The following is a 22,045-nucleotide window of genomic DNA, read 5'->3' as shown; positions in this document are numbered from 1 at the left end:
TCCCGCCCGTCCTTTTTGGACGGGCGGGACGCCCATCCCACAAACTTGTGGAAGTTATTTAATTCTCATTCCTAAATCGCGTCATAGAAATTATTTCAAACAGTAAATAGATTTTTTAGCCGTTTTCTCACCCATTCTACAGGATTTTCATCGTCTTCCGCTGCATCTACCAATTCCATTTCTCGCAGTTGCTGCTGTCTCTCGCTTAACTCTTCTTTGTGTTTGACTATCTGTTGAATAATTTGTTCCGATAAATCCTGCTGTTCAGTTATAATTTTCTGGAAACCTTCTTTATTAATCGCAAACAAAATTGTTTCTTCCAAAGCTCTCACCGAAGCAGTTCTGGGTATTCCCAACATCAAAGAAAGTTCCCCGAAAAACTCACCAGTACCGAGGTTATTCAGATGTTTGTCAATAGCTTCGACAAAAACTTCGACCGAACCTGAAAGAATCATGTAAAAAGCATCTCCCGGGTCGTTTTCGCGAAATAAAAATTCTTGCGGTCGCAGCCGTTTGCGGTATCCAACTTCAATCAATAGCCGCAATTCGAGATCCGTCAGATTTTCAAAGTATTCCACCTCTCGCAGCAAACAGCTAAGGGGCGATCGCTTTTTCAGTTCCTGTGAAAAAATCGGCATTTTTTGCTCGTTTTCTGAGGAACTGTTCGTGATGTCAGTTGCCGTTTCTTTTTTGTTGAACCTTGACAATAGAACTTCGGGATTTTGCAAATAAATTTCTCGGTCATTGAACGGAACTTCGATTTGCTGGTGGCGGAAATTGTACTCGATCGCAAAATTCAAAGAACTTTTAATTACTTCTCTTTGAGTCGGCCTGTCCGTCCAAACTAAAAGTTCAAATTTAAAACTATTATCGCCAAACTCGACAAACAATACTTTCGGATTCGGTTCGTACAAAACTCCCGCTTCCGCGTAAGCAATATTTAACAGAGTTTCTGTCACTAGCAGCGGGTTACTATTCTCGGCTACTTCTACGGGAACTCGCAGACAGAGTAGCGAGTTTTCGTAACTCCAGTTAACAATTTTGTCGCTAATCATTTTGCTGTTGGGAACTATGACGCTGGAGTCGTCATTGGTTTGGATGATGGTCGATCGAATCGAGATTTTTTTGACGATTCCCATTAATCCTTCTAATTCCACAAAGTCTCCGACTTTCACAGGTCTGTCTAAAAGCAGCGTTAAGCCGCTGACAAAATTAGTTGTTAAATCCTGTATTCCGAAGCCGAGTCCGACTCCTAATCCCCCCGCAACGACTGCAAAAGAAGCGAGGTTGAAGCCGATGCTTTGGATGGCGACGATCGCTCCCAAAGCTACTATTAAATAGCCAATAATTACTGCGATCGCTTCCCGGTTTCCCTCGTCAATTCCCAGTCTGACGAGCAAGCGTTCCTTAAGAAAGCCTGTAAAAAAACGCGATATGAGGAGGATAGCTATGAACAATACAATCAGTTCCACAAGTGACTGCAGCGATACAGGATTCTCACCTATTTTAAATAAGGTCGCTGTAAAAATTTGGGAGATTTCTGTCAATAATTCTTCGGGTATTGTATTCAATTTAGTTGGAGAATAAAATAACTTTTGTGTAGTCAACTTTTAAGCCCTTGGCACTAAGAACTAACGTACTTAGTGCCAAGTTGAAAAATAAACGACTGAAGTCGTTACCACGAACTTTTGACCTGTTTTTAGGGTAATAAAAAACTGAAGTCCTTACATAGATGTGTGGTTACTCAGAGTGCGCCGTTATCCCTCTTGCCAATTTCTAGGATATATTGTCTTCCCATGCCTGCGGTTAGTGTGCCGCTTTTTCGTAAGACCAGAACCCTCTACTAGCTTGAGTCAAAGTTAACCCTATTCGATTTTATCATACTTGCCACTGATTTTTTGTTGAAGTCCGGTTATAAACTTAAGTAGGGATTAAGGAGATGAAGATTTAATAGAAATGTCAAGATATCCAAGTATGACAATGACTTTAACTGGTGCCAGAGATATTGCTACCCCTGTGCCAGTGCGTAAGTTTTGTCTAGAGCTGAAAATATCTCACTAAAATTTTCCTGAATATAACTGAAATTGAGAACATTCCCAGAATAGATAGTTAGCCTCCTACCAATATAATTGATGAGTAATATAAATGCTTGGCGATACATCCTAAGAATAAACGCAAATAGTGTAGCACAGGTATCAATATCACTTTAAGCCTAATGGTCGCGCTACTGAACGTTTTCTTGATTACCAAAATTGGAGGCAAGATTTTTGTTGCGATCGCCCAATTGGAGAGAAGTTGTAGAATAAAAGCTGAAATGCACGAGCCACCATGACCAAATTCCCACCAGAGAAAACCCAACCGCCACAGCAACAGAGCACAACAGCACAGGTATTGCGACAGGCCCAGTTCGAGGCTTTTTTTGCTGCTGCGAATGCCGGAATGATGATTTTAGACCGCCAACTCCGGTACGTCCAAATTAACGAAGCTATGGCCGAACTCAATGGCATTTGCGTGGCAGACCATATTGGTAGGTTGTTGCGTGAAGTGCTGCCCGAATTGGCTGCGACTCTGGAACCAATGCTGCAAGAAATTCTGGATACGGGCAAGCCAATTCTCGACTATGAAGTAGCGGGTGAAACGCCGAAACAACCAGGCATCCTGCGCTACTGGCAAGCATCTTACTATCCTTTGCGCGATGAAAATGGGCTGGTTTTTGGTGTTGGTGCTATTGTGATTGAAATTAGCGATCGCAAGCGGGCAGAGAAAGAGCAGGCACGACTGACGGCAATTCTAGAAGCAACTTCCGACTTAGTAGGAGTTGCAGATGCGAGTGGGCATAACATCTACCTCAACAAAGCCGGACAGAAAATGCTGGGGATATCTCCAGAGGAAGCAGGATCTCAGTTTAGTATAAATTCTGTCTTAGCTCCCTCGGCAAGGGCAAAATTCCGCGACGAAGTCTTTCCAATCGCCTTACGAGAGGGTACCTGGGCTGGTGAAATCCTATTTTTGTCACGCGATGGGCAAGAAGTTCCAGTCTCCCAGGTTTTGATCGCCCACAAAACGGAAGCGGGCGAAGTCGAGTTTATTTCCACTATTGCGCGGGATATTCGCGATCGCAAAAAAGCAGAGGAAGAACGGCGATTGCTTGTTACAACAATCGAAAATAGCCGTGACTTTATTGGTGTTGCCTCAATGGATGGTCGCCCTCTACTCCTGAATCAGGCTGGTTTGGATTTAGTTGGACTCAGTAGTGTGGACGAAGCCAGAACCACACACATTACCGACTTCTTTATGGCAGAAGATCTGGACTTTGTACAGCAGTCTATTCTGCCTGCGCTGATGAAAGAGGGAGGTTGGCGGAGTGATTACCGCTTCAGACATTTCGTGACAGGTCAACCTATCCCGGTAGATTACACCCTATTTCTGATTAAACATCCAGAGACTAATGAACCTATAGGGATAGCCAGTATTACGCGGGATATTCGCGATCGCAAAACCGCAGAAGATGTCCTCAAACAAAGTGAAGAACGATTTCGATCTTTGACGGAAGCCACCGCTCAAATTATTTGGATCGCCAATGCAGACGGCTTCGTGGCTATCGAGCAACCTACTTGGACTGCATTTACAGGACAGACCTTCGATCGTTACAAGGGATGGGGCTGGCTAGACACGATCCACTCAGACGATCGCGCGATCGTTGCTAGCTCGTGGTCGGCTGCCCTTGGCAATCGAACCCCCTATGAAGGTGAATTTCGTATGCGCCGCTATGACGGGGAATATCGCTACATGAGTTGTCGTGCTGTACCAATTCTGAACGCCGATGGTTCAATTCGGGAATGGGTTGGGGCTAATACAGATATTACCGATCGCTTCCAAGCTCAAGAAGCTTTGCGCGATCGCAACGTCTTGCTGACCTCTATTTTGGAAAGTACGCCAGACATCATTGTGGTGAAAGACCGGCAAGGCCGCCATGTTGCCGTCAATTCCAACCTGGCAAATTTTTATGGTAAACCGATTGAGGACATCCTGGGCAAAGATGATTCGGAACTGCTGCCCCCTGCTAGCGCCGTTCCAATGATGGCAAAAGACCGCCAGATCGTGGAAACAGGCACTACTGAAACCTACGAAGAAGAGGTTTCTAATGGTGAGAGCGGCAGCAGTTATTTTTTAACGACAAAAGCCGCTTGGCGGGACGCTGAGGGCAATATTCTCGGCATCATCGCCACAGCACGAAACATTAACGATCGCAAACAAGTCGAAGCGGATCTGCGCGAACGCAACGCACTGCTAAACTCTATTTTGGAAAGTACACCCGACTTCATTGTGGTTAAAGATCGGGAAGGGCGTCATGTTGCCCTTAACTCCAATCTGGCAAACTTCTTGGGCAAGCCAATTGAGGAAATCATCGGCAAAGATGATTTAGAATTACGGTCGCCGGATATTGCCCGTGAAATTATGGCAAAAGATCGCCAAATTATCGCAACAGGAATCGCTCAGACTTACGAGGAAGATGTCTCTTCTGGTGAAACCAGCACCACCTTTTTCACTACCAAGGCTCCTTGGCGGGATAATCAGGGCAACATCGTCGGCGTCATCGCCACAACACGAGATATTAGCGCTCGCAAACAAGCCGAGCAAAAACTCCGCCAAACGCTAGAAATGCTCGACTTAGCTAGCGATGCTATCATTATTCGGGATATGGATGACCGCATCATCTACTGGAACCAAGGTGCAGAAAAGCTCTATGGTTGGACAAAAGCCGAAGTAGTAGGACAGTACATTCACACATTCTTGGAAACCGTCTTCCCTACACCGTTAGAAACCGTATTGGCAGAGTTTTTCCAGGACGGAAGTTGGGAAGGAGAACTTTACCACACCACCCGCGATCGCCGGCATATTATTGTCGGAAGTCGCTGGACATTACAGCGCGACGGGGAAGGAAAGCCTTGTGCCCAACTCGAAATTAATAATGACATTAGCGATCGCAAACAAGCCGAAGATGCGATCAAACAAAGCGAAGAACGCTATCGTTCGCTAATAGTTGCCACATCCCAAATTGCCTGGACAGCGGATGCTGAAGGAAGATCCCCGGATCTACCGAGTTGGAGAGCTTACAGCGGACAAACCGCAGCTGAGGTGGTTGGTTTGGGCTGGTTAGATGCAATTCACCCCGACGATCGGGAACGAACGAATCAGGTCTGGCTGGAAGCAGTGCAAACGAGAAGCCTGTATGACATAGAATATCGAATCCGGGGAGCGGATGGAAACTATCGTTATTTTCAAGCTAGGGGAGTACCAATTTTGGATGAAGAGGGCAGCATCCGGGAGTGGGTTGGCACTTGCAGCGATATCCACGATCGCAAACAAGCCGAAGATGCTATCAAACAAAGCGAAGAACGCTATCGTTCGCTAATCGCTGCTACGTCCCAAATTGTCTGGACAGCGGATGCTGAAGGAAGATGCCCAGATATACCGAGTATGAGAGCTTACACCGGACAAACCGAAGCTGAGGTGGTTGGTTTGGGCTGGTTAGATGCAATTCACCCGGACGATCGGGAACGAACGGATCAGGTCTGGATGGAAGCAGTGCAAACGAAAACCATGTATGACATACAATATCGAATCCGGGGAGCGGATGGAAACTATCGTTATTTTCAAGGTAGGGCGGTGCCAATTCTGAATGAAGATGGCAGCATCCGGGAGTGGATTGGCACTTGTACCGATATCCACGATCGCAAACAAGCCGAAGATGCGATCGAACAAAGCGAAGAACGCTATCGTTCCCTAATCCTTGCCACCTCCCAAATTGTCTGGATAACGGATCCGGAAGGAAGATGCGAGGATACACCGAGTATGAGAGCTTACACCGGACAAACGGAAGCTGAGGTGGTTGGTTATGGCTGGTTAGATACAATCCACCCGGACGATCGCGAAGGAACAGTTCAGGTGTGGAACGAAGCAGTGCAAAGGAAAAGCCTGTATGAGATGGAATATCGACTCCGCTCTTCGGATGGAAACTATCGTTATTTTCAAGCTAGAGCGGTGCCAATTCTGAATGAAGAGGGCAGCATCCGGGAGTGGGTTGGCACTTCCATCGATATCCACGATCGCAAACAAGCGGAAGATGCGATCAAACAAAGCGAAGAACGCTATCGTTCGCTAATCGCTGCTACGTCCCAAATGGTCTGGACAGCGGATGCTGAAGGAAGAGCCCCGGATCTACCGAGTTGGAGAGCTTACACCGGACAAACCGAAGCTCAGATGGTTGGTTTGGGTTGGTTAGATGCAATTCACCCCGACGATCGGGAACGAACGAATCAGGTCTGGATGGAAGCAGTGCAAACAAAAACCCTGTTAGAGATAGAATATCAAATCCGCTCTGCGGATGGAAACTATCGTTATTTTCAAGCTAGAGGGGTACCACTTCTGGATGAAGATGGCAGCATCCGGGAGTGGATTGGCACTTGTACCGATATCCACGATCGCAAACAAACAGAAATCGTACAGGCAAAAGCCAAGGAAGCAGCAGAAGCAGCAAGTCGGGCAAAAAGTGAATTCCTTGCTAACATGAGCCACGAGTTGCGGACTCCCCTTAATGGCATCATGGGATACGCGCAGATTCTTCAGCGTTCCAAATTCTTGAATGAAGAAGAGCGATCGCGCATTAATGTTATTTATCAGTGCGGTTCCCATTTACTGACCTTAATCAATGATATTCTCGATTTGTCGAAGATTGAAGCCCAGAAAGTGGAACTCATGCCCACCGATTTTCATTTCCCGGCGTTCCTGCAAGGTGTAGCAGAGATGTGTCGCATCCGAGCTGAAATTAAGGGAATTCACTTCCATTTTCCATCAAGCCCCGAACTCCCGATCGGTATTTGTGCGGATGAAAAACGCTTGCGACAAGTGTTAATTAATCTTTTAAGCAACGCTATTAAATTTACGGATGAGGGCAGTGTCACTTTTATAGTCAGTTTTGCAGCAGAAGGAAAAATTCGCTTTGAAATACGGGATACAGGTACCGGCATTGCACAAGATCAACTCCAAGCTATCTTTCAGCCCTTCGAGCAGGTAGGAGATCGCAGACGGCAGACGGAAGGCACGGGATTGGGACTGGCAATTAGCCAAAGGATTGTAGAACTAATGGGCAGTACCATTCAGGTTCAAAGTGAGATGAATGTTGGCAGTATTTTTTGGTTCGATGCTAATATATCTCAAGCCGAGGAATGGGTGAAAACATCTCAAATCGACGATCGCGGGCAGATTATCGGCATCAAAGACCGCCAACCTAAAATTGTGGTTATTGATGACAAATGGGCTAACCGTTCGGTAATTAGCAATTTGCTCAGTCCGATCGGCTTTGAGGTGTCTGAAGCCAACGATGGGCAGGAAGGCTGGGAAAAAATTCAAGAGGTGCAGCCAGATTTAATCGTTACGGACCTATTAATGCCCGAAGTAGATGGCTTCGAGCTAATTAAGCGGGTTCGAGAATCGGAAAATTTCAAAGACCTGATCATTATTGTCTCTTCTGCCAGCGTATTTGAAACCGATCAATACAGAAGTTTAGAGGCAGGAGCCAACACCTTTATTCCCAAACCTGTTCAAGCAACGGAACTCCTGCAAAAATTGCAACAGTATCTTGAGTTGGAATGGCTTTACGAAGCTAATGAAGCTCCACTGGCGATCGGCTCAGACACCAATGAGCTAATTTCCCCGCCTGCTACGTCCATGGAAATACTATACGAGCTGGCCATGAAAGGAAATTTCCGAGAAATAGTTAAGCAGGCGGTATTACTTGAAGAAATCGATCCCAAATACATTCCCTTTGCTCAAAAATTGCATCAGATGGCAAAGGACTTTCAAGACGAAGAGATTTTAAGGTTTATTCAATCCTACAAGTAAGGTTTATGAAGTCGGAAATTCAACCAAATGGTACGATTCTTATAGTTGATGACAATTCAGCCAACTTGGGTGTCTTATCTGATGCCTTAAGTCAGGCAGGATTTGAAGTTCGGGTCGCAAAATCTGGAAAGATGGCACTAGAGCGAGTCAAATATGCTCTACCAGATCTAATCTTGCTAGATGTCATGATGCCAGAGATGGATGGATTTGAAACCTGTCGTCGATTACAGGCTAATCCAGAAACTACACACATTCCCGTTATATTTATGACTGCTCTCTCGGATACGGCTAATAAAGTTGAGGGGTTTCAGCTTGGGGCTGTAGATTATATTACCAAACCCTTCCAACAGGAGGAAGTATTAGCTCGCGTCAAGCTGCATTTAAAGCTTCATGTTCTAGCGGAGAAATTAGAGGAAAAAAATCTGTTATTGGAGCAAAAAGTTGTAGAAGTCAGCAAAGCATATGAGGATTTGCAACAAATGCAAATTAAGTTAATCCAAAGCGAGAAAATGTCCGGCTTAGGGCAACTGGCGGCTGGCATTGCTCATGAAATTAATAACCCTATAAATTTTATAGCGGGCAATCTGGATTATGCCCAACAGTACGCTCATAACTTACTAAAAATTATACAGCTCTATCAAGAAGATTATGTAAAGCCCACCCCTCGGATTCAAGCAGCAATAGATGAAATAGAACTGGAATTTCTGGAGGAAGATTTTATAAAAATTCTTAACTCAATCAACTTAGGAACGCAGCGCATCCAGGAGATTGTCAAGTCTATGCGAATTTTTTCTCGCGTGGATGAGGCAGAGGTAAAAACAGTAAATATCCATGAAGGAATTGATAGTACACTCACCCTCCTGCATCATCGTTTAAAAGCAAAACCAGACCATCCTGAGATAGAACTAATAAAAGAGTACGGTCAGCTTCCACAAGTTGAATGCCATGCCGGACAACTCAATCAAGTGTTCATGAATATTATTTCTAATGCCATTGATGCTTTGGATGAATCTAACCAGCAGCGTTCCTTTGCAGAAATCCAACAACACCCGAACCGCATTCAGATTTCTACAAAAGTAATTGACGATAATTGGGTTGCTATTCATATTAGTGACAACGGTCGGGGAGTTTGCAAAACCGTAGGACAGAAGCTATTTGACCCCTTTTTTACCACCAAACCTATCGGTAAAGGAACTGGCTTGGGGTTATCTATCAGTTACCAAATTATCGTTGAAAAGCATGGGGGCAGGTTATACTGCCAGCCTGTATCAGGAAAGGGCATAGAATTCGTCATTGAAATTCCTATTCGCCAACAAGCTAGCCAAGCTGCTTAGCTTCCGGGTGCAATGTCTGTTTGGCAATTGATAGCTATCGTTATGAAGGCTTCGACTTTTTCGGCTGAAACAGAATTTGAAGTCCATACTACAAACTTTTGTTAATTTCTCGCCGATCGCGCGGGCGACAGGGATTACCCGTACAAACAAAGCCAGCAGGCATATTTTTAAAGACGCTGCTGCGAGCTCCAATTAAAGCGTTGGCACCGATTTCGACACCAGGGCCAATGAAACAGTCGGCGGCAATCCAAACACCGTTATTAACGATCACAGAAGCTGTTATTAAGCCAAAGGCGGGGTCTTGGGGGTCGTGAGTGCCGGTGCAGAGGTAACTTTTTTGAGAAATGACGCAGTGTTTGCCGATCGCAATTCGATCGAGACTGTACAATACAACATCATCTCCGATCCAACTGTAATCGCCGATTTCAATTTTCCAAGGATAGGTAAAACGAGCCGTAGGGCGGACAATCACACCGGGACCTATTTTCGCTCCAAATAACCGCAGCAACCCGCTTCTGATACCGTTAAAAGGGTGTGGAGTGAGGGGAAATGCTATCGCCTGCACCAACCACCAAAGCAAAATTAGCCAACCAGGCTTTCCCCGATCGAAATTTGATTGGTTGTATTTTTGCAAATCAACCAAAGATTCACCTGTCAAAGTATTTGGCCCATTGTCGCTAATTGGATGAGCGTTTATTTCAGGATTTGGGGAATTTGCGATCTGCTTTTGCGGTTCCGGGTCGGGAGTTGGCGTATAATAAGTCATCTAATGTTTAAATTAAAATCGAGTTTAGCTTTAAGGACTGCTGCATGACATTTCCAGTTAGGGACAATTTTAACTCTGAAAACGCCAAGGCGATCGCACATTGCGAGAATCCAAATCCCAAGATTGCCAAAGTGCGACTTTTACAAACAGCATTGGTACTGCTTAGCAGCTTTTTTGTCGCAGAGTTAATGGCCGCACTTAATTCTCATAGTTTGTCCCTATTAGCAGATGCGGGTCACGTTTTTTCAGATGTAGCAGCTTTAGCAATAACTTTGACAGCCACTTGGTACTCCTCAGTCAAAGGCAAAAGCAAATCCGTAGATTGTACGATCGCCCAATCGCCAATCCCTGAACGAGGAGAAATCATTGCTGCTTTAATTAACAGTATCAGTTTAGTAGCGATCGCCCTGTGGATAGCCGCCGAGTCGATCGCCCGCTTGCAGTCCCCAACCCCCGAAGTAGAAGGACTCCCAATGTTAATTACCGCCATAGTCGGTTTAAGCATCAACTCAATCAATGCTTGTTGCTTGCATTCCTGCTGTCACGGCGACTTAAATCTCAAAAGCGCCTTTCTGCACGCAGTCGCCGACATATTTTCATCAGTTGGAGTAATTCTAGCTGCGATCGCCGTAGCGTGGCTGCACTGGAATTGGGCGGACGGCTTAATTAGCTTGCTAGTATCAGCATCAATAATATTATTAACCCTACCCCTGCTAATCGAAAGCATCCAAATGCTGCTAGGCAAAGTATCAGCAATATCCGCAACCCAACCACCTTGCGATTGCCCAAAAATCAGCGCCGAAAAATTGCTTTTTCCATCCCTAGAACAACTCATAAAATAACCTCTCTTAATCCGCGTCCATCCGCGTATATCCGCCCACATCAGCGGTAAAAAATCAAAAACTTGTCAAGTGAACCCAAGAACCCACCCCTAATCATGCCCAAATAAACTGCCGCGTAATTAACACCTCAACACAGCCAAAAAACAGCTTGTTCCCTCATAGAAAAACTCATAAAATAACAACACATCATCCGCGTCCATCCGCGTATATCCGCCCACATCAGCGGTAAAAAATCAAAATCTCGTCAACAACTCAACACAGCCAAAACACAGCTTGTTCCCTCCCTATAAAAACCCATAAAATAACAACACATCATCCGCGTCCATCCGCGTATATCCGCCCACATCAGCGGTAAAAAATCAAAATCTAGTCAAGTAAACCCAAGAACCCACCCCTAATCATGATAAAATAAACTGCGGCGTTATTGACAACTCCACACAATGGAAGAAAACCGCGCTCAAGCCTATCTGAAATTAATTGACACCCTGCTGAATTGCCCCAACGGTGAGGAAGCACAGATTTTACAAGATAATTTAGAATTGCTGGATTGGGGGTTTGTGGAAGTTTGCAAAAAAGTAGCGGCACAGTTGGCAGAGACCGGAAAAGAAAAGCCAAGAATTAGCAGTAGAGGGGTGAGATTACAGGGCATCGTGATAAACTAAGAGTTATACTCCATATATATTCCCTATGACCAACAACCGGCTGGAATCCTTCCAAACAGCCTTCCAGAATCTTCCGTTACTTCCTTTGATCACCCGAGAGCAACTGAATAAATTTCATGTGGAATATGGCACAGAGATTTTAGAAGAATTGGATCATTTGGTTGAAGATTGCTCACCAGACAATAACAAAATCATTTTTACGGGGCATCGTGGGTCAGGTAAATCGACATTGCTGGCTCAATTTTGCCAGAACACCCAGAATCGCTACTTTGTAGTGTTCTTTTCAATCTCTGACGTGATTGAAATGTCAGATGTGAATCATGTCACCATTTTGTTTGCTATGGCAGTAAAGCTTATGGAAGCAGCAGAAGAACGCCATATCAGAATCGGTCCTAAAACAAAAGATGCTTTTTATCAGTGGTTTAGTAAACATACTCGAACAGAGGGAAGTTCAGTTGATTCTAGCATTGAGGTACAAACGAGTGGAGAAGCTGGTGTAAATGCTTGGTTTGTGAAATTATTTGCCAAGTTGAAAGCAACTTTGAAAGCAAACTCTGTGATTCGTGAGGAAATTACGATTGAGTTTTCGAGACGTATTTCCGAATTGGTCGATCGCATTAACGATATCGCTAGCGCGATTCAATCGGGGTGCGGACAAGAAATTATGGTCGTGATTGACGATCTTGATAAACTCGATCTAGAGATTGTCGATCGTGTTTATCGAAATAATATTAGTGCCTTATTTCAGCCTGAATTTAGGATTATTTATACAATGCCAATGGCAGCGACACGAGATCTGTCGTTGCGAGGAATTATTCAGAATGCCACCAATAATAAGATTCAATCCATGTGGGCGACAAAGTTGTTTCCCCGTGGAGAAGATAGAGTTCCAAATGCCTCTCCTGTCCCAGAAGCGGTAAAAGTATTTGAGCAAATTCTTTACAGGCGAATCCCCAAGGAGTTGATTGAACCGGAAGCAACTCAGATGATGATCGTCAAAAGTGGTGGTGCATTGCGAGAATTTATTCGTTTGGCTAGTCAGTGCTGTGGGTTATGTTTGAAGCAGTTACGCCGCACACCCGACAAGCAAGATTTGATAATTACATCTGAGATTTTGAAAAACGCTATTAAAGAATATCGGATTAATTTAACAGAACCCTTGGGACAAAACCGCTATCAAATTCTAGTGGATGTCTACCAAAATTATTTACCCAAAGATGGGATGGATCAGGATTTCCTAGATTTATTGCACACGCTCTACATCTTAGAATATCGCAACGACGATTTGTGGTTTGGAGTCCATCCAGTAGTTCAGGAAATATTGCAGCGGCGCGGACTAATTGGATCGGAGGGGTAAATGCTCAACAGTGAGATCGTGGACGCTCGATCGATGAATGAGGATAGTTACGATGGCCTTGTTTCTTTAATTGAAGCAAGTCAAGGTGTATTGTCATTGTTGATTGCCTCCTGTAAACCGGGAGATTTTCAAACCCAGATTATTAATCGTTACGAGGCAGAACTTGCTGCCCATATCCCCTGTTATCGCGCGGTTTTGAATCAAAAGGAACCTAGCCTGAGAGCGGCGTTGGAGGAACTTGTCAACGATCGCCCAGAGTTAAAAGCGCCCCACGCATCAGCCGCAATTACTGTAACGGGAACGGAGGCTTTGAGGGATAGTGTGTCACAAGCTGACTCTAACCATAAGTCCGAGTTAAGGCGTTTTTTCGGCTATTTGCAATGGACGCGGGAGGGGTTGCGGGAGTTTCCTTTTCCGATCGTACTTTGGGTAACACCAAATATTCTGAGTCGCTTGAGTCTGGAAGCGCCGGATTTTTGGAGTTGGCGGAGTGGGGTATTTCGATTTGTGTCGCCTGCGGTGCCAGAAACGGGTGTGGTTAACAGGGCTGGGGAAAGTTCTCTGCTGATCGATCCAGAGAGAAGACTGAGTTTACCCCTAGATGAACTGTTAGAACAGGTTGAAAATCTGGAGAAACAAGCTAGGGAAACTCCTGCATTAGCAACCCTATACAATCGAGTTGCTAATGCTTATGCAAATCGGGTAAAGACGCGCCAAGCAGAGGATTATTCACAGGAGATCGATCGGGCAATTCATTTCTTTGACAAGTCAGTTGCCTTACAAGAAAAATTGAACTTACGCCAGGCGCAATCGGACACTTTGTTACAGTTAGGTGATATTTACCGTGACTTAGGATTGTGGGAACGGGTATTTGAACCCTATCAGCAGTCTTTAGAAATTGCTAGGAATTTGAAAGATCGCCTGCGAGAGGCGGCTGCTTTGGGGCGACTGGGGAATCTTTACCAACAATATCCTCAAGGCGATCGTGCGAGTAACTTGGAAAGGGCGATCGGATCTTACACTGCTGCATTATCCGTCTACACCCGCGATGCCTTTCCCCAAGATTGGGCTAGGACGCAAAATAATCTGGGAGTTGCCTACTCTGACAGAATTAGGGGAGATAAAGCAGAGAATATCGAAATGGCGATCGCATCTTACACTGCTGCATTAACCGTCTACACCCGCGATGCCTTTCCCCAAGATTGGGCTGCGACGCAAAATAATCTGGCAGCAGCCTACAGTAACAGAATTAGGGGAGATAAAGCAGAGAATATCGAACTGGCGATCGCATCTTACACTGCTGCATTAACCGTCCGCACCCGCGAGGCCTTTCCCGAAAAATGGGCAAGGACGCAAAATAATCTGGCAAATGCCTACAGTAACAGAATCAGGGGAGATAAAGCAGAGAATATCGAACTGGCGATCGCATATTTCACTGCTGCATTAACCGTCCTCACCCGCGAAGCTTTTCCCGAATATTGGGCTGGGACGCAAAATAATCTGGCAGCAGCCTACAGTAACAGAATTAGGGGAGACAAAGCAGAGAATATCGAAATGGCGATCGCATCTTACACTGCTGCATTATCCGTCCTCACCCGCGATGCCTTTCCCGAATATTGGGCTGCGACGCAAAATAATCTGGGAGAAGCCTACCGTAACAGAATCAGGGGAGAGAAAGCTGACAATATCGAACTGGCGATCGCATATTTCACTGCTGCATTAACCGTCTACACCCGCGATGCCTTTCCCGAAAAATGGGCTCAGACGCACAATAATCTGGCTTCTGCCTACTGTGACAGAATTAGGGGAGAGAAAGCAGAGAATATCGAACTGGCGATCGCATATTTATATTTCACTGCTGCATTAACCGTCTACACCCGCGATGCCTTTCCCCAAGATTGGGCTAGGACGCAAAATAATCTGGGAGTTGCCTACTCTGACAGAATTAGGGGAGATAAAGCAGAGAATATCGAAATGGCGATCGCATATTTCACTGCTGCATTAACCGTCTACACCCGCGATGCCTTTCCCGAAGATTGGGCTAGCACGCAAAATAATCTGGGAATTGCCTACTCTAACAGAATTAGGGGAGAAAAAGCAGAGAATATCGAAATGGCGATCGCATCTTTCACTGCTGCATTAACCGTCTACACCCGCGAAGCCTTTCCCGAAAATTGGGCTAGCACGCAAAATAATCTAGAAACAGCCTACTCTGACAGAATTAGGGGATAGAAAGCAGAGAATAAGGATTAAACGGCAGTTGTGATTTTATCATCAGTCAATCACCTGAACTTTTATTTGTTAGTGCGCCAGTTATTACCGTCGTGGAAGCTAAAAAAGAAAATATTTTGGCTGGCTTGGGACAATGCGTAGCAGAAATGTTGGCCGCGCAAATTTTTAATGAAAATGAAGGCAACGAAATTCCTGTGATTTACGGTACCGTTACCACCGGTACTAACTGGAAATTTATGAAATTAACACAACAGACGATCGAAATTGATTTAGTGGAATATTTTATCAACGATTTAGGTAAAATTTTAGGTATCTTAGCTAGTGGCATTCAGTTAAGTATTAATTAGCTCAACAAACCCGGCGGTTGAAATCGCGTCTACACAAACTTTTGTCCCTCTCGCTTGAGACTAAGAGGGACTCGGCGGTTGAAACCGCGCCTACACGAACTTTCGTCCACTCCAAGCTGACTAACAGATATTCTCACGGCAATTTAACTTCAGTCTCCTGACTGATAACTACTGAGGGCGACAAAGGCGGCTGAGATTGTGCCAGATTCAACTGACCGCCACAAGAACGCAACTCGTAAAGTTTTGCATTAATTTGATACTCGTACTGACTCAATAGCCTTGCATAAATATAGCCAGCTTTCCCATCCAAAAAGCCTAAATGAAGGAAGTAAAATAAAAAAAATCTGAGCATTGGTTTAAAAGGCAGCCACACCCAAACTTTTTTGAGAAATCGTTTCCGCTGCACTGCATCTCCAAATAGGTTAGCGCCAATAGTGCCGCTGTCATCGCGACCCGTAAGAATATTGTAATAAACGCGAGCGTCCCAGTTAGAATAGCGGTTGTGCCGTTCTATCCAGTGAAATAAATCGCGGTAATCCTCGTGGATCATGTCATTTTTTAAGTAGCCGACTTGACCGGCTAAAATGACGTGTTCGTGAACTTCGTTGTCGCCAGTATTGGGGACGGATTCAGTGCCGAGATTTTCGTAACGGCCTTTTTGATGCTTGAACAAACGCAAATTCCAGTCGGGATATCGGCCGCCGTAACGCAGCCACTGACCTAAAAATAAGACTTTGCGGTTGAGGTAGTAGCCGTCAAAATTGGGGTCTTCGATCGCCCTGGCGATTTCGTCCCAAAGTTCCGGGGGAATGCGCTCGTCGCAATCGACAATTAATACCCATTCGTTGCGAAAGGGCAGATTGTCCAAAGACCAATTTTTCTTTTTCGGCCAGCGGTTGTCGAAGTAGAATTGCACTACTTTTGCGCCGGTGCTGATGGCAATTTCTACCGTGCGATCGCTGCTTTGGGAATCAACCATGAAAACTTCATCGGCCCTGGCAATGCTGGCCAGACACGCAGGTAGATTAAGTTCTTCGTCTTTTGCCGGAATGAGAACTGAAACCGGAATCTTGGATGAACTAGATGTCATAATCGAGTGCTTGAACCTGAATGCGGTCGAGTTTTTGTAGATGAAGTGCGATCTGCACAGCCGCGCCGACAACTTGAGCAGCGAGGGATATTGCCTATAGCCTAAGGCCTGCTGGTCAATTTCGGTGCAAAAATCAGCCCGCGGATGGCTGCGCTCAAATAACCGATTTGACCCCAGGCAAAAACGAAATTTTCAAAACGCAGCCCCGGATCTCTAATATATTTTAAAGACTTCCAGACACCCCTCAATATTCTTTCACCCCCTCGCCCAAGCTGAGCAATACCGGCTCGATCGGACAATTGTTCGCGATAACACTCGCTGATGCCTTGCCACCACCCGCGCTCTAGGAACCAAGCTTTGTTGAGCCGTTCTGTGGCGACATTGTGAAGCACCAGGGCCTCGGGTAGATAAACTACTTGCCAACCTAACTCTAAAGCTAATTCTGTGGCCCGCAACTCTTCATTTGACAACAATTTGGTGCCGACTCTACCGAGTTTGACATCGAAGCCGCCAATTTGTTCGAGAAAAGTGCGCCGGATTGAGTAGTTTACACCCCTGGGAGTCAAACCGGCAGCAGTCACGCAAACGCAACTTTCCCCCAAATCGTAAACTCCCAAGTTCTGGGCCAATCCCGGTGACAGCCATTCGGGCGGGCTGACTCCCGAAGGCCAGAGCAAATTGACTTTGCCACCAGCTACGGCGAGTTTTTGATTGCTTTGATAAGCGCTGTGCAGCACCCTGAGCCAATTCGGCTCAGCAACAGCGTCGTCGTCGAGATAAGCTAATATTTCGCTGCGAGCTTCCTTTGCGCCGGTGTTCCGGGCTACTGACAGCCCGATTTCGGGCTCCCAGACGTACTTGAGGCGGCGATCGCCCAGTCTTGCCTCTACCACCTCCCGGGTGCGCGAAGTGGAACTTTCCGGGCTGGCATAATCGCTAGAAGCGTTATCCACTACTACTACTTCAAAGTTGTCGGGAAAATCCTGTATCAGCAAGCTGTCGATCGCAGCACCTAGATAGGTGTGACGGTTGTGGGTGCAAATTATCGCTGATATCTGAGGATGTTGTGGCATAAATAACAGCTTGGCAAATGCTGGGAGAGCGATCGACTTACTCTGATATTGTCTCATCAATGCTATTATCGCTTAAAAAGCATTTGGTAGTTGGCAGTTTAAATCATAATTGGTAATTGGGAATTGGGAATTGGCAATTGGCAATTGGCAACTGGGAATTGCCAATTGTGTTTAACCCCTAGTATGTGACCCCCCCCAAAAACGGATACAAGTTTCCGACAGGATTCGCGCTCCGCCCAATTTTTTAGACTCAACTTCAAGCTCCCAGATCGATCGGTGGAGTAAATCTCAAATCTCAAATCGACTGACTGCTAACTGCTGACTAATTACTAAGTAAGTGGGTAGAAATAAACATTACATGGAGGGGCTGGTGAGAGCACTCATCAACTCTCTCGTAGTATAGATCCTAGGCTAAACGGATCCCTACTTGACCGAAAGCATCCAGGATACAAGCCCCCGGATTCATCCGTCCAGAAATAAAAAACCTGTATCCGATGAAACTTGCCCCCCGAATTTATCCGTGGGGTCAGTCGATTTGAGATTTGAGATTTGAGATTTGAGATTTTAGATTTACCCCACAGATAAATCTGGGAGCTTGAACTAGGCTCTAAAATTTTTATCTTTCCACGACTTAAGTACGTGGCACGGTATCCGTTTTTGGGCCTTGTCAATGCTTCAATCTCAAATCTCAAATCTCAAATCTAAAATCGATTGACCCTACAAGATATTATTGTTTTTTTGCGCTTACCTACTTAATGACTAATGACTAACTCAGAACCAACTGCATCGAGACAATTAATCTTAGTAACTGGGCCGGCCCGATCTGGCAAAAGTGAATGGGCCGAAACTCTGGCTGCGGGTTCGGGAAAACAAGTAATCTATGTGGCTACCGGCCGGGTTGATGAAGCCGATTGGGAGTGGCTCCGCCGCCTCGAACAGCACCGAAAGCGCCGTCCAATCAACTGGACAACTCTAGAAGTGCCGATCGAATTATCGGCCGTTGTGCGAGCAGGCTTGCCGTCGGATTGCTTTTTGATTGATTCGCTGGGAACTTGGACGGCGAATCTTTTGGAACAAGAAGCGGCAGTTTGGGCTACTGCGCAGCAAGATTTGCTCGCTAGTTTGAAGTCGGCGGCGGCCGATGTAATTTTGGTAGGGGAAGAAACCGGATGGGGCGTTGTGCCTGCTTATCCGGCGGGGCGGCTGTTTCGCGATCGCCTCGGTACTCTCGTGCGCCTGATCGGGGCGATCGCCGATACTGTTTATCTCGCCACCGGCGGTTACGCCTTGAATCTGAGCTCTCTGGGTACGCCGCTGCCGCCTGCTGGGAAAAATTAACAGCCGGAGTCGCAATTGACAAGGGAGAAAAAATCTCGGTTTCCCGATCGACAATTTTAACTAAAAATCAGGTACGATCCTAACTAAGATTGAAAACTCAATACTCACATAAATCACTCAAAAAGCATACTCTCTCGGGCAACCCGCACAACAATTTGACACGAGGAATAGCCAAAATTTGAAAAAATGTAAAATATAAAATGTCTCTTGAGAAAGAGTGCAAATTTCCAATTGAAAGTCTAAAATCACCAATTAGTTAACGGGTTGACTAAAAATTATGGCATCAGAGAGTGAAGTGAGAAAATATATTGCTTACTGGTTTCAGTTAGGCAAAAAAGTATTAATTCGCAATGGTTCCGAAGCGCTGCTGCCCAAATCGGTAATTGCGGGCGATCGCTACAGCAGCGAATTTGAAGAATGCTGGCAAAAAATCCTCTCGCCCGACAGCGGAGACTGCTACCTGCAAGGCACAAACGAAACAATTGCCCAACTGCTGACACCAGCATGGGAAATCAGTGCCTGCGCGCGCTGCGCTATGCCCGTAGTGTTCCGCGATGCCGGAATGGCCCCGGAGTGCTGTCCCTGTTACGACTTACCGAACTGGCCCGATACCGAAATGCCCCAACCTCGATCGCCCGTGTCCACCCAATCGCAATTGTCAGGAATTCGCGATCGACTCTTCAAAGCCGGCGGCGAATAAAGAGGGGGAGAGGGGGAGAGTGGGAGAGGGGGAGAGTGGGAGAGGGGGAGAGTGGGAGAGTGGGAGAGTGGGAGAGTGGGAGATGGGGAGAATAGGACTTCATCCTTTATCCTCCTGACTAATGACTAATGACTAATGACTAATGACTAATGACTAATGACTAATGACTTCTGCCTTCTGCCTTCGGTTTTATGCCTCAAAGCAGTGGTGAGAAGGCAACAAATTGTTACAATGTCTTTACAATGCTTCACAGGTCTGAGTTTTATGGATGTCAAGACGGTATCGCCAGCCACCCCCCTAAGTTACTCAAATTCAGGGACTCACCCTGCACTCGGCAATCTCCAAGAGGTAAAAACAGTTCCCCTGCAAGCAGTACAAGTAGAACTAGAGAGTGCGACAGCAACTCCCGAACAGCTCAAATCAGCCAGAGACATAGCTTACGAGTTGGCAGGAGATGCTGTGCGCTACGATCCTGTGGCGATCTCCGCCCTGTACCGAAATCGCCCCCTGCAAGTGTGGGGACGGCTGTCGAGCGTTGTTTGGACATTTTTTAGCTTTGCCCTCAGTGTGTGGTTGGACGGCAAAACAGGCAACAGGGCCACCAACCAAAAGCGTCGCGCCGCCAGACTGCGAGAAATTCTCAGCCAACTCGGCCCGGCTTTCATCAAAATAGGACAAGCACTCTCAACACGGCCCGACTTAGTACCGCCGGCATATTTAGAAGAACTAACAACGCTGCAAGACCAATTGCCAGCGTTTCCTAACGAAGTAGCATATCAATTCATCCAAGAAGAATTGGGCGCCCACCCAAAGGAAATTTACGCCGAAATCACACCAGATCCGATCGCCGCAGCTTCCCTGGGACAAGTCTACAAAGGCAAACTCAAAACCGGGGAAACAGTCGCAATCAAAGTGCAGCGACCAGGTTTAGCCGAGAACATCGGCTTAGATATCTACATCCTGCGGCGGGTTGCAGTTTGGGCACAAAAAAACTTCAAAATAATTCGCAGCGACCTCGCAGGCATTATGGACGAGTTGGGCGAGCGAATTTACGAAGAAATGGACTACACCCACGAAGGTCAAAATGCCGAACGGTTTGCCCAACTATACGGTCACATCAAAGACATTTACGTTCCCAGCATCTACTGGGAATATACCGGCCGCCGCGTCTTAACAATGGAGTGGATCACCGGGGTCAAACTCACTAATTTAGACGCAGTCAAGGCTCAAGGAATTGATGCTCCTTACTTAATTGAAGTAGGGGTGCAGTGTTCTCTCAGACAGCTTCTAGAACACGGTTTCTTTCACGCAGACCCGCATCCCGGCAATCTTTTGGCAACTCCTGACGGTCAGTTGGCTTATCTCGATTTCGGGATGATGAGCGAAGTAAAACCTTATCAGCGGTACGGCCTGTTAGAAGCTGTAGTGCATTTGGTGAACCGCGACTTTGAAGGTTTGGCAAAAGATTACGTGAAGTTGGAGTTTTTAACACCAGACACGGATTTGACGCCAATTATTCCAGCTTTGGCGGGCGTTTTTAACAATGCTTTGGGTGCTAGCGTTGCTGAACTAAATTTCAAAAGCATTACTGACGAGCTTTCGGCGGTGATGTACGAATATCCTTTCCGAGTTCCAGCTTACTATGCTTTGATTATTCGATCGCTCGTTACCTTAGAAGGGATTGCCATTAATGTAGATCCTGAATTCAAAGTGCTGAGCAAAGCTTATCCTTACGTAGCAAAACGGCTGTTGAGCGACCCCGCACCGGAATTGAGAGCATCCCTGCAAGACTTGTTGTTCAAACACGGGGAATTCCGCTGGAACCGCTTAGAAAACTTGCTCAACAATGCCCGCGAGAGCGAGGATTACGATGTCAGCCAAATCTTGAACCAAGCTTTAGAATATTTATTTTCCGAAAGAGGAGATTTCATTCGCGATCGTATTGTCCTGGAATTAGTCAAAAGTCTCGACACACTTTCGAGCAATGCTTTTGCTAACGCCAAAGCAGTCGTGGGCGAATGGTTTGGAGTCAAGGCAAATCAACCTGTGGTTTCACCAACGGAAAAAAATAATCTAGAACACATCAAACGGATTTGGGATATTTTGCAATCAACTCCGGGTTTTGACGGGACGAAAGTATTGCAGCTACTTCCGCAGTTGTTGGTGAAACCAGAAGTGCAGAATATGGGGCAGAAAGTAGTCGGCGGTTTAGCTCAAAGAGCAGTTGCTAGACTAATTCGCGAGTTTTTGGTGTCGCAGGAACCGGCTGTGATTTCTGAGAATGGAAGCTATCCTAAAACTTCGCCTCAGTTGTCTTTACCTGCGGCGAAGTAGTTGGATTGGGCGTTTTTTTGACCGCAGATATTAGCAGATAAACACAGATGAACGCAGATGGAATT

At 45.9% G+C, this 22,045-nt stretch carries 14 protein-coding genes; 10 read left to right on the top strand and 4 right to left on the bottom strand.

The genetic code is table 11. The features are described 5' to 3' along the window. Window positions 1-95: 95 nt before the first annotated feature. A complete protein-coding gene (locus QUB61_RS17075; RefSeq protein ID WP_333134910.1) occupies window positions 96-1,571 on the bottom strand; it encodes a mechanosensitive ion channel domain-containing protein in 1,476 nt (491 codons plus the stop codon). 757 nt (window positions 1,572-2,328) lie between these two features. On the opposite strand from QUB61_RS17075, the gene QUB61_RS17070 reads away from it, so the two are divergent. Further along, window positions 2,329-7,905 carry a PAS domain S-box protein gene (locus QUB61_RS17070; protein WP_333134908.1) on the top strand — a complete coding sequence of 1,859 codons (5,577 nt, stop codon included), beginning with the start codon at window positions 2,329-2,331 and terminating at the stop codon, window positions 7,903-7,905. 5 nt (window positions 7,906-7,910) lie between these two features. Continuing rightward, entirely contained in the window at window positions 7,911-9,239 is a 1,329-nt protein-coding gene (locus QUB61_RS17065; protein ID WP_333134906.1) for a response regulator, read from the top strand. An 88-nt stretch (window positions 9,240-9,327) separates the two neighbouring features. Here the strand turns inward: QUB61_RS17065 and hpsU are convergent, their stop codons facing one another. Continuing rightward, window positions 9,328-10,005, bottom strand: a complete 678-nt coding sequence (gene hpsU / locus QUB61_RS17060; RefSeq protein WP_333134903.1) for a hormogonium polysaccharide biosynthesis acetyltransferase HpsU — start codon at window positions 10,003-10,005, stop codon at window positions 9,328-9,330. A gap of 44 nt (window positions 10,006-10,049) precedes the next feature. Between hpsU and QUB61_RS17055 the strand changes: the two genes are divergently transcribed. The 5 genes from QUB61_RS17055 to QUB61_RS17035 all read left to right on the top strand — a co-directional run bounded on the left by QUB61_RS17055 (window position 10,050) and on the right by QUB61_RS17035 (window position 15,445). After that, window positions 10,050-10,847 (top strand): cation diffusion facilitator family transporter, encoded by a 798-nt coding sequence (locus QUB61_RS17055; RefSeq protein WP_333134902.1) that lies wholly within the window; start codon window positions 10,050-10,052, stop codon window positions 10,845-10,847. 440 nt (window positions 10,848-11,287) lie between these two features. Continuing rightward, window positions 11,288-11,509, top strand: coding sequence for a hypothetical protein (locus tag QUB61_RS17050; RefSeq protein WP_333134899.1), 222 nt, complete (start codon window positions 11,288-11,290; stop codon window positions 11,507-11,509). Between the two features lie 25 nt (window positions 11,510-11,534). Further along, the gene (locus QUB61_RS17045; RefSeq protein WP_333134897.1) at window positions 11,535-12,866 is read left to right on the top strand and encodes an ATP-binding protein; all 1,332 of its coding nucleotides are present in this window, start codon (window positions 11,535-11,537) and stop codon (window positions 12,864-12,866) included. Then, entirely contained in the window at window positions 12,867-15,098 is a 2,232-nt protein-coding gene (locus QUB61_RS17040; protein ID WP_333190059.1) for a hypothetical protein, read from the top strand. Between the two features lie 92 nt (window positions 15,099-15,190). Continuing rightward, window positions 15,191-15,445 carry a hypothetical protein gene (locus tag QUB61_RS17035; protein WP_333128518.1) on the top strand — a complete coding sequence of 85 codons (255 nt, stop codon included), beginning with the start codon at window positions 15,191-15,193 and terminating at the stop codon, window positions 15,443-15,445. A gap of 133 nt (window positions 15,446-15,578) precedes the next feature. On the opposite strand, the gene QUB61_RS17030 is transcribed toward QUB61_RS17035, so the two are convergent. Both QUB61_RS17030 and QUB61_RS17025 read right to left on the bottom strand, forming a co-directional pair. Next, entirely contained in the window at window positions 15,579-16,535 is a 957-nt protein-coding gene (locus QUB61_RS17030; RefSeq protein WP_333128516.1) for a glycosyltransferase family 2 protein, read from the bottom strand. Window positions 16,536-16,636: 101 nt separating this feature from the next. Continuing rightward, a complete protein-coding gene (locus QUB61_RS17025; RefSeq protein ID WP_333128527.1) occupies window positions 16,637-17,608 on the bottom strand; it encodes a glycosyltransferase family 2 protein in 972 nt (323 codons plus the stop codon). A gap of 762 nt (window positions 17,609-18,370) precedes the next feature. Between QUB61_RS17025 and cobU the strand changes: the two genes are divergently transcribed. The 3 genes from cobU (at window position 18,371) to QUB61_RS17010 (ending at window position 21,980) form a co-directional block, all read left to right on the top strand. Then, entirely contained in the window at window positions 18,371-18,946 is a 576-nt protein-coding gene (gene cobU, locus QUB61_RS17020) for a bifunctional adenosylcobinamide kinase/adenosylcobinamide-phosphate guanylyltransferase (protein WP_333128514.1), read from the top strand. Between the two features lie 277 nt (window positions 18,947-19,223). Next, the gene (locus QUB61_RS17015; RefSeq protein WP_333128512.1) at window positions 19,224-19,646 is read left to right on the top strand and encodes a hypothetical protein; all 423 of its coding nucleotides are present in this window, start codon (window positions 19,224-19,226) and stop codon (window positions 19,644-19,646) included. Between the two features lie 264 nt (window positions 19,647-19,910). Next, complete coding sequence (locus QUB61_RS17010) at window positions 19,911-21,980, top strand: AarF/ABC1/UbiB kinase family protein (RefSeq protein WP_333128525.1); 2,070 nt, start codon at window positions 19,911-19,913, stop codon at window positions 21,978-21,980. Window positions 21,981-22,045: the final 65 nt, after the last annotated feature.

It is taken from the genome of Microcoleus sp. C2D2 (assembly GCF_036702495.1).
Taxonomy (GTDB): Bacteria; Cyanobacteriota; Cyanobacteriia; order Cyanobacteriales; family Microcoleaceae; genus Microcoleus.
Note: the sequence above shows the minus strand (reverse complement) of the source record. Positions and strands in the feature narration are given on the sequence as shown.

Excerpts from the sequence above, each read along its gene's own strand:
- QUB61_RS17070 (WP_333134908.1), top strand. The coding sequence starts at position 2,329 with ATGACCAAATTCCCACCAGAGAAAACCCAACCGCCACAGCAACAGAGC.
- QUB61_RS17065 (WP_333134906.1), top strand. The coding sequence starts at position 7,911 with ATGAAGTCGGAAATTCAACCAAATGGTACGATTCTTATAGTTGATGAC.
- hpsU (WP_333134903.1), bottom strand. The coding sequence starts at position 10,005 with ATGACTTATTATACGCCAACTCCCGACCCGGAACCGCAAAAGCAGATC.
- QUB61_RS17055 (WP_333134902.1), top strand. The coding sequence starts at position 10,050 with ATGACATTTCCAGTTAGGGACAATTTTAACTCTGAAAACGCCAAGGCG.
- QUB61_RS17050 (WP_333134899.1), top strand. The coding sequence starts at position 11,288 with ATGGAAGAAAACCGCGCTCAAGCCTATCTGAAATTAATTGACACCCTG.
- QUB61_RS17045 (WP_333134897.1), top strand. The coding sequence starts at position 11,535 with ATGACCAACAACCGGCTGGAATCCTTCCAAACAGCCTTCCAGAATCTT.
- QUB61_RS17040 (WP_333190059.1), top strand. The coding sequence starts at position 12,867 with ATGCTCAACAGTGAGATCGTGGACGCTCGATCGATGAATGAGGATAGT.
- QUB61_RS17030 (WP_333128516.1), bottom strand. The coding sequence starts at position 16,535 with ATGACATCTAGTTCATCCAAGATTCCGGTTTCAGTTCTCATTCCGGCA.
- QUB61_RS17025 (WP_333128527.1), bottom strand. The coding sequence starts at position 17,608 with ATGCCACAACATCCTCAGATATCAGCGATAATTTGCACCCACAACCGT.
- cobU (WP_333128514.1), top strand. The coding sequence starts at position 18,371 with ATGACTAACTCAGAACCAACTGCATCGAGACAATTAATCTTAGTAACT.
- QUB61_RS17015 (WP_333128512.1), top strand. The coding sequence starts at position 19,224 with ATGGCATCAGAGAGTGAAGTGAGAAAATATATTGCTTACTGGTTTCAG.
- QUB61_RS17010 (WP_333128525.1), top strand. The coding sequence starts at position 19,911 with ATGGATGTCAAGACGGTATCGCCAGCCACCCCCCTAAGTTACTCAAAT.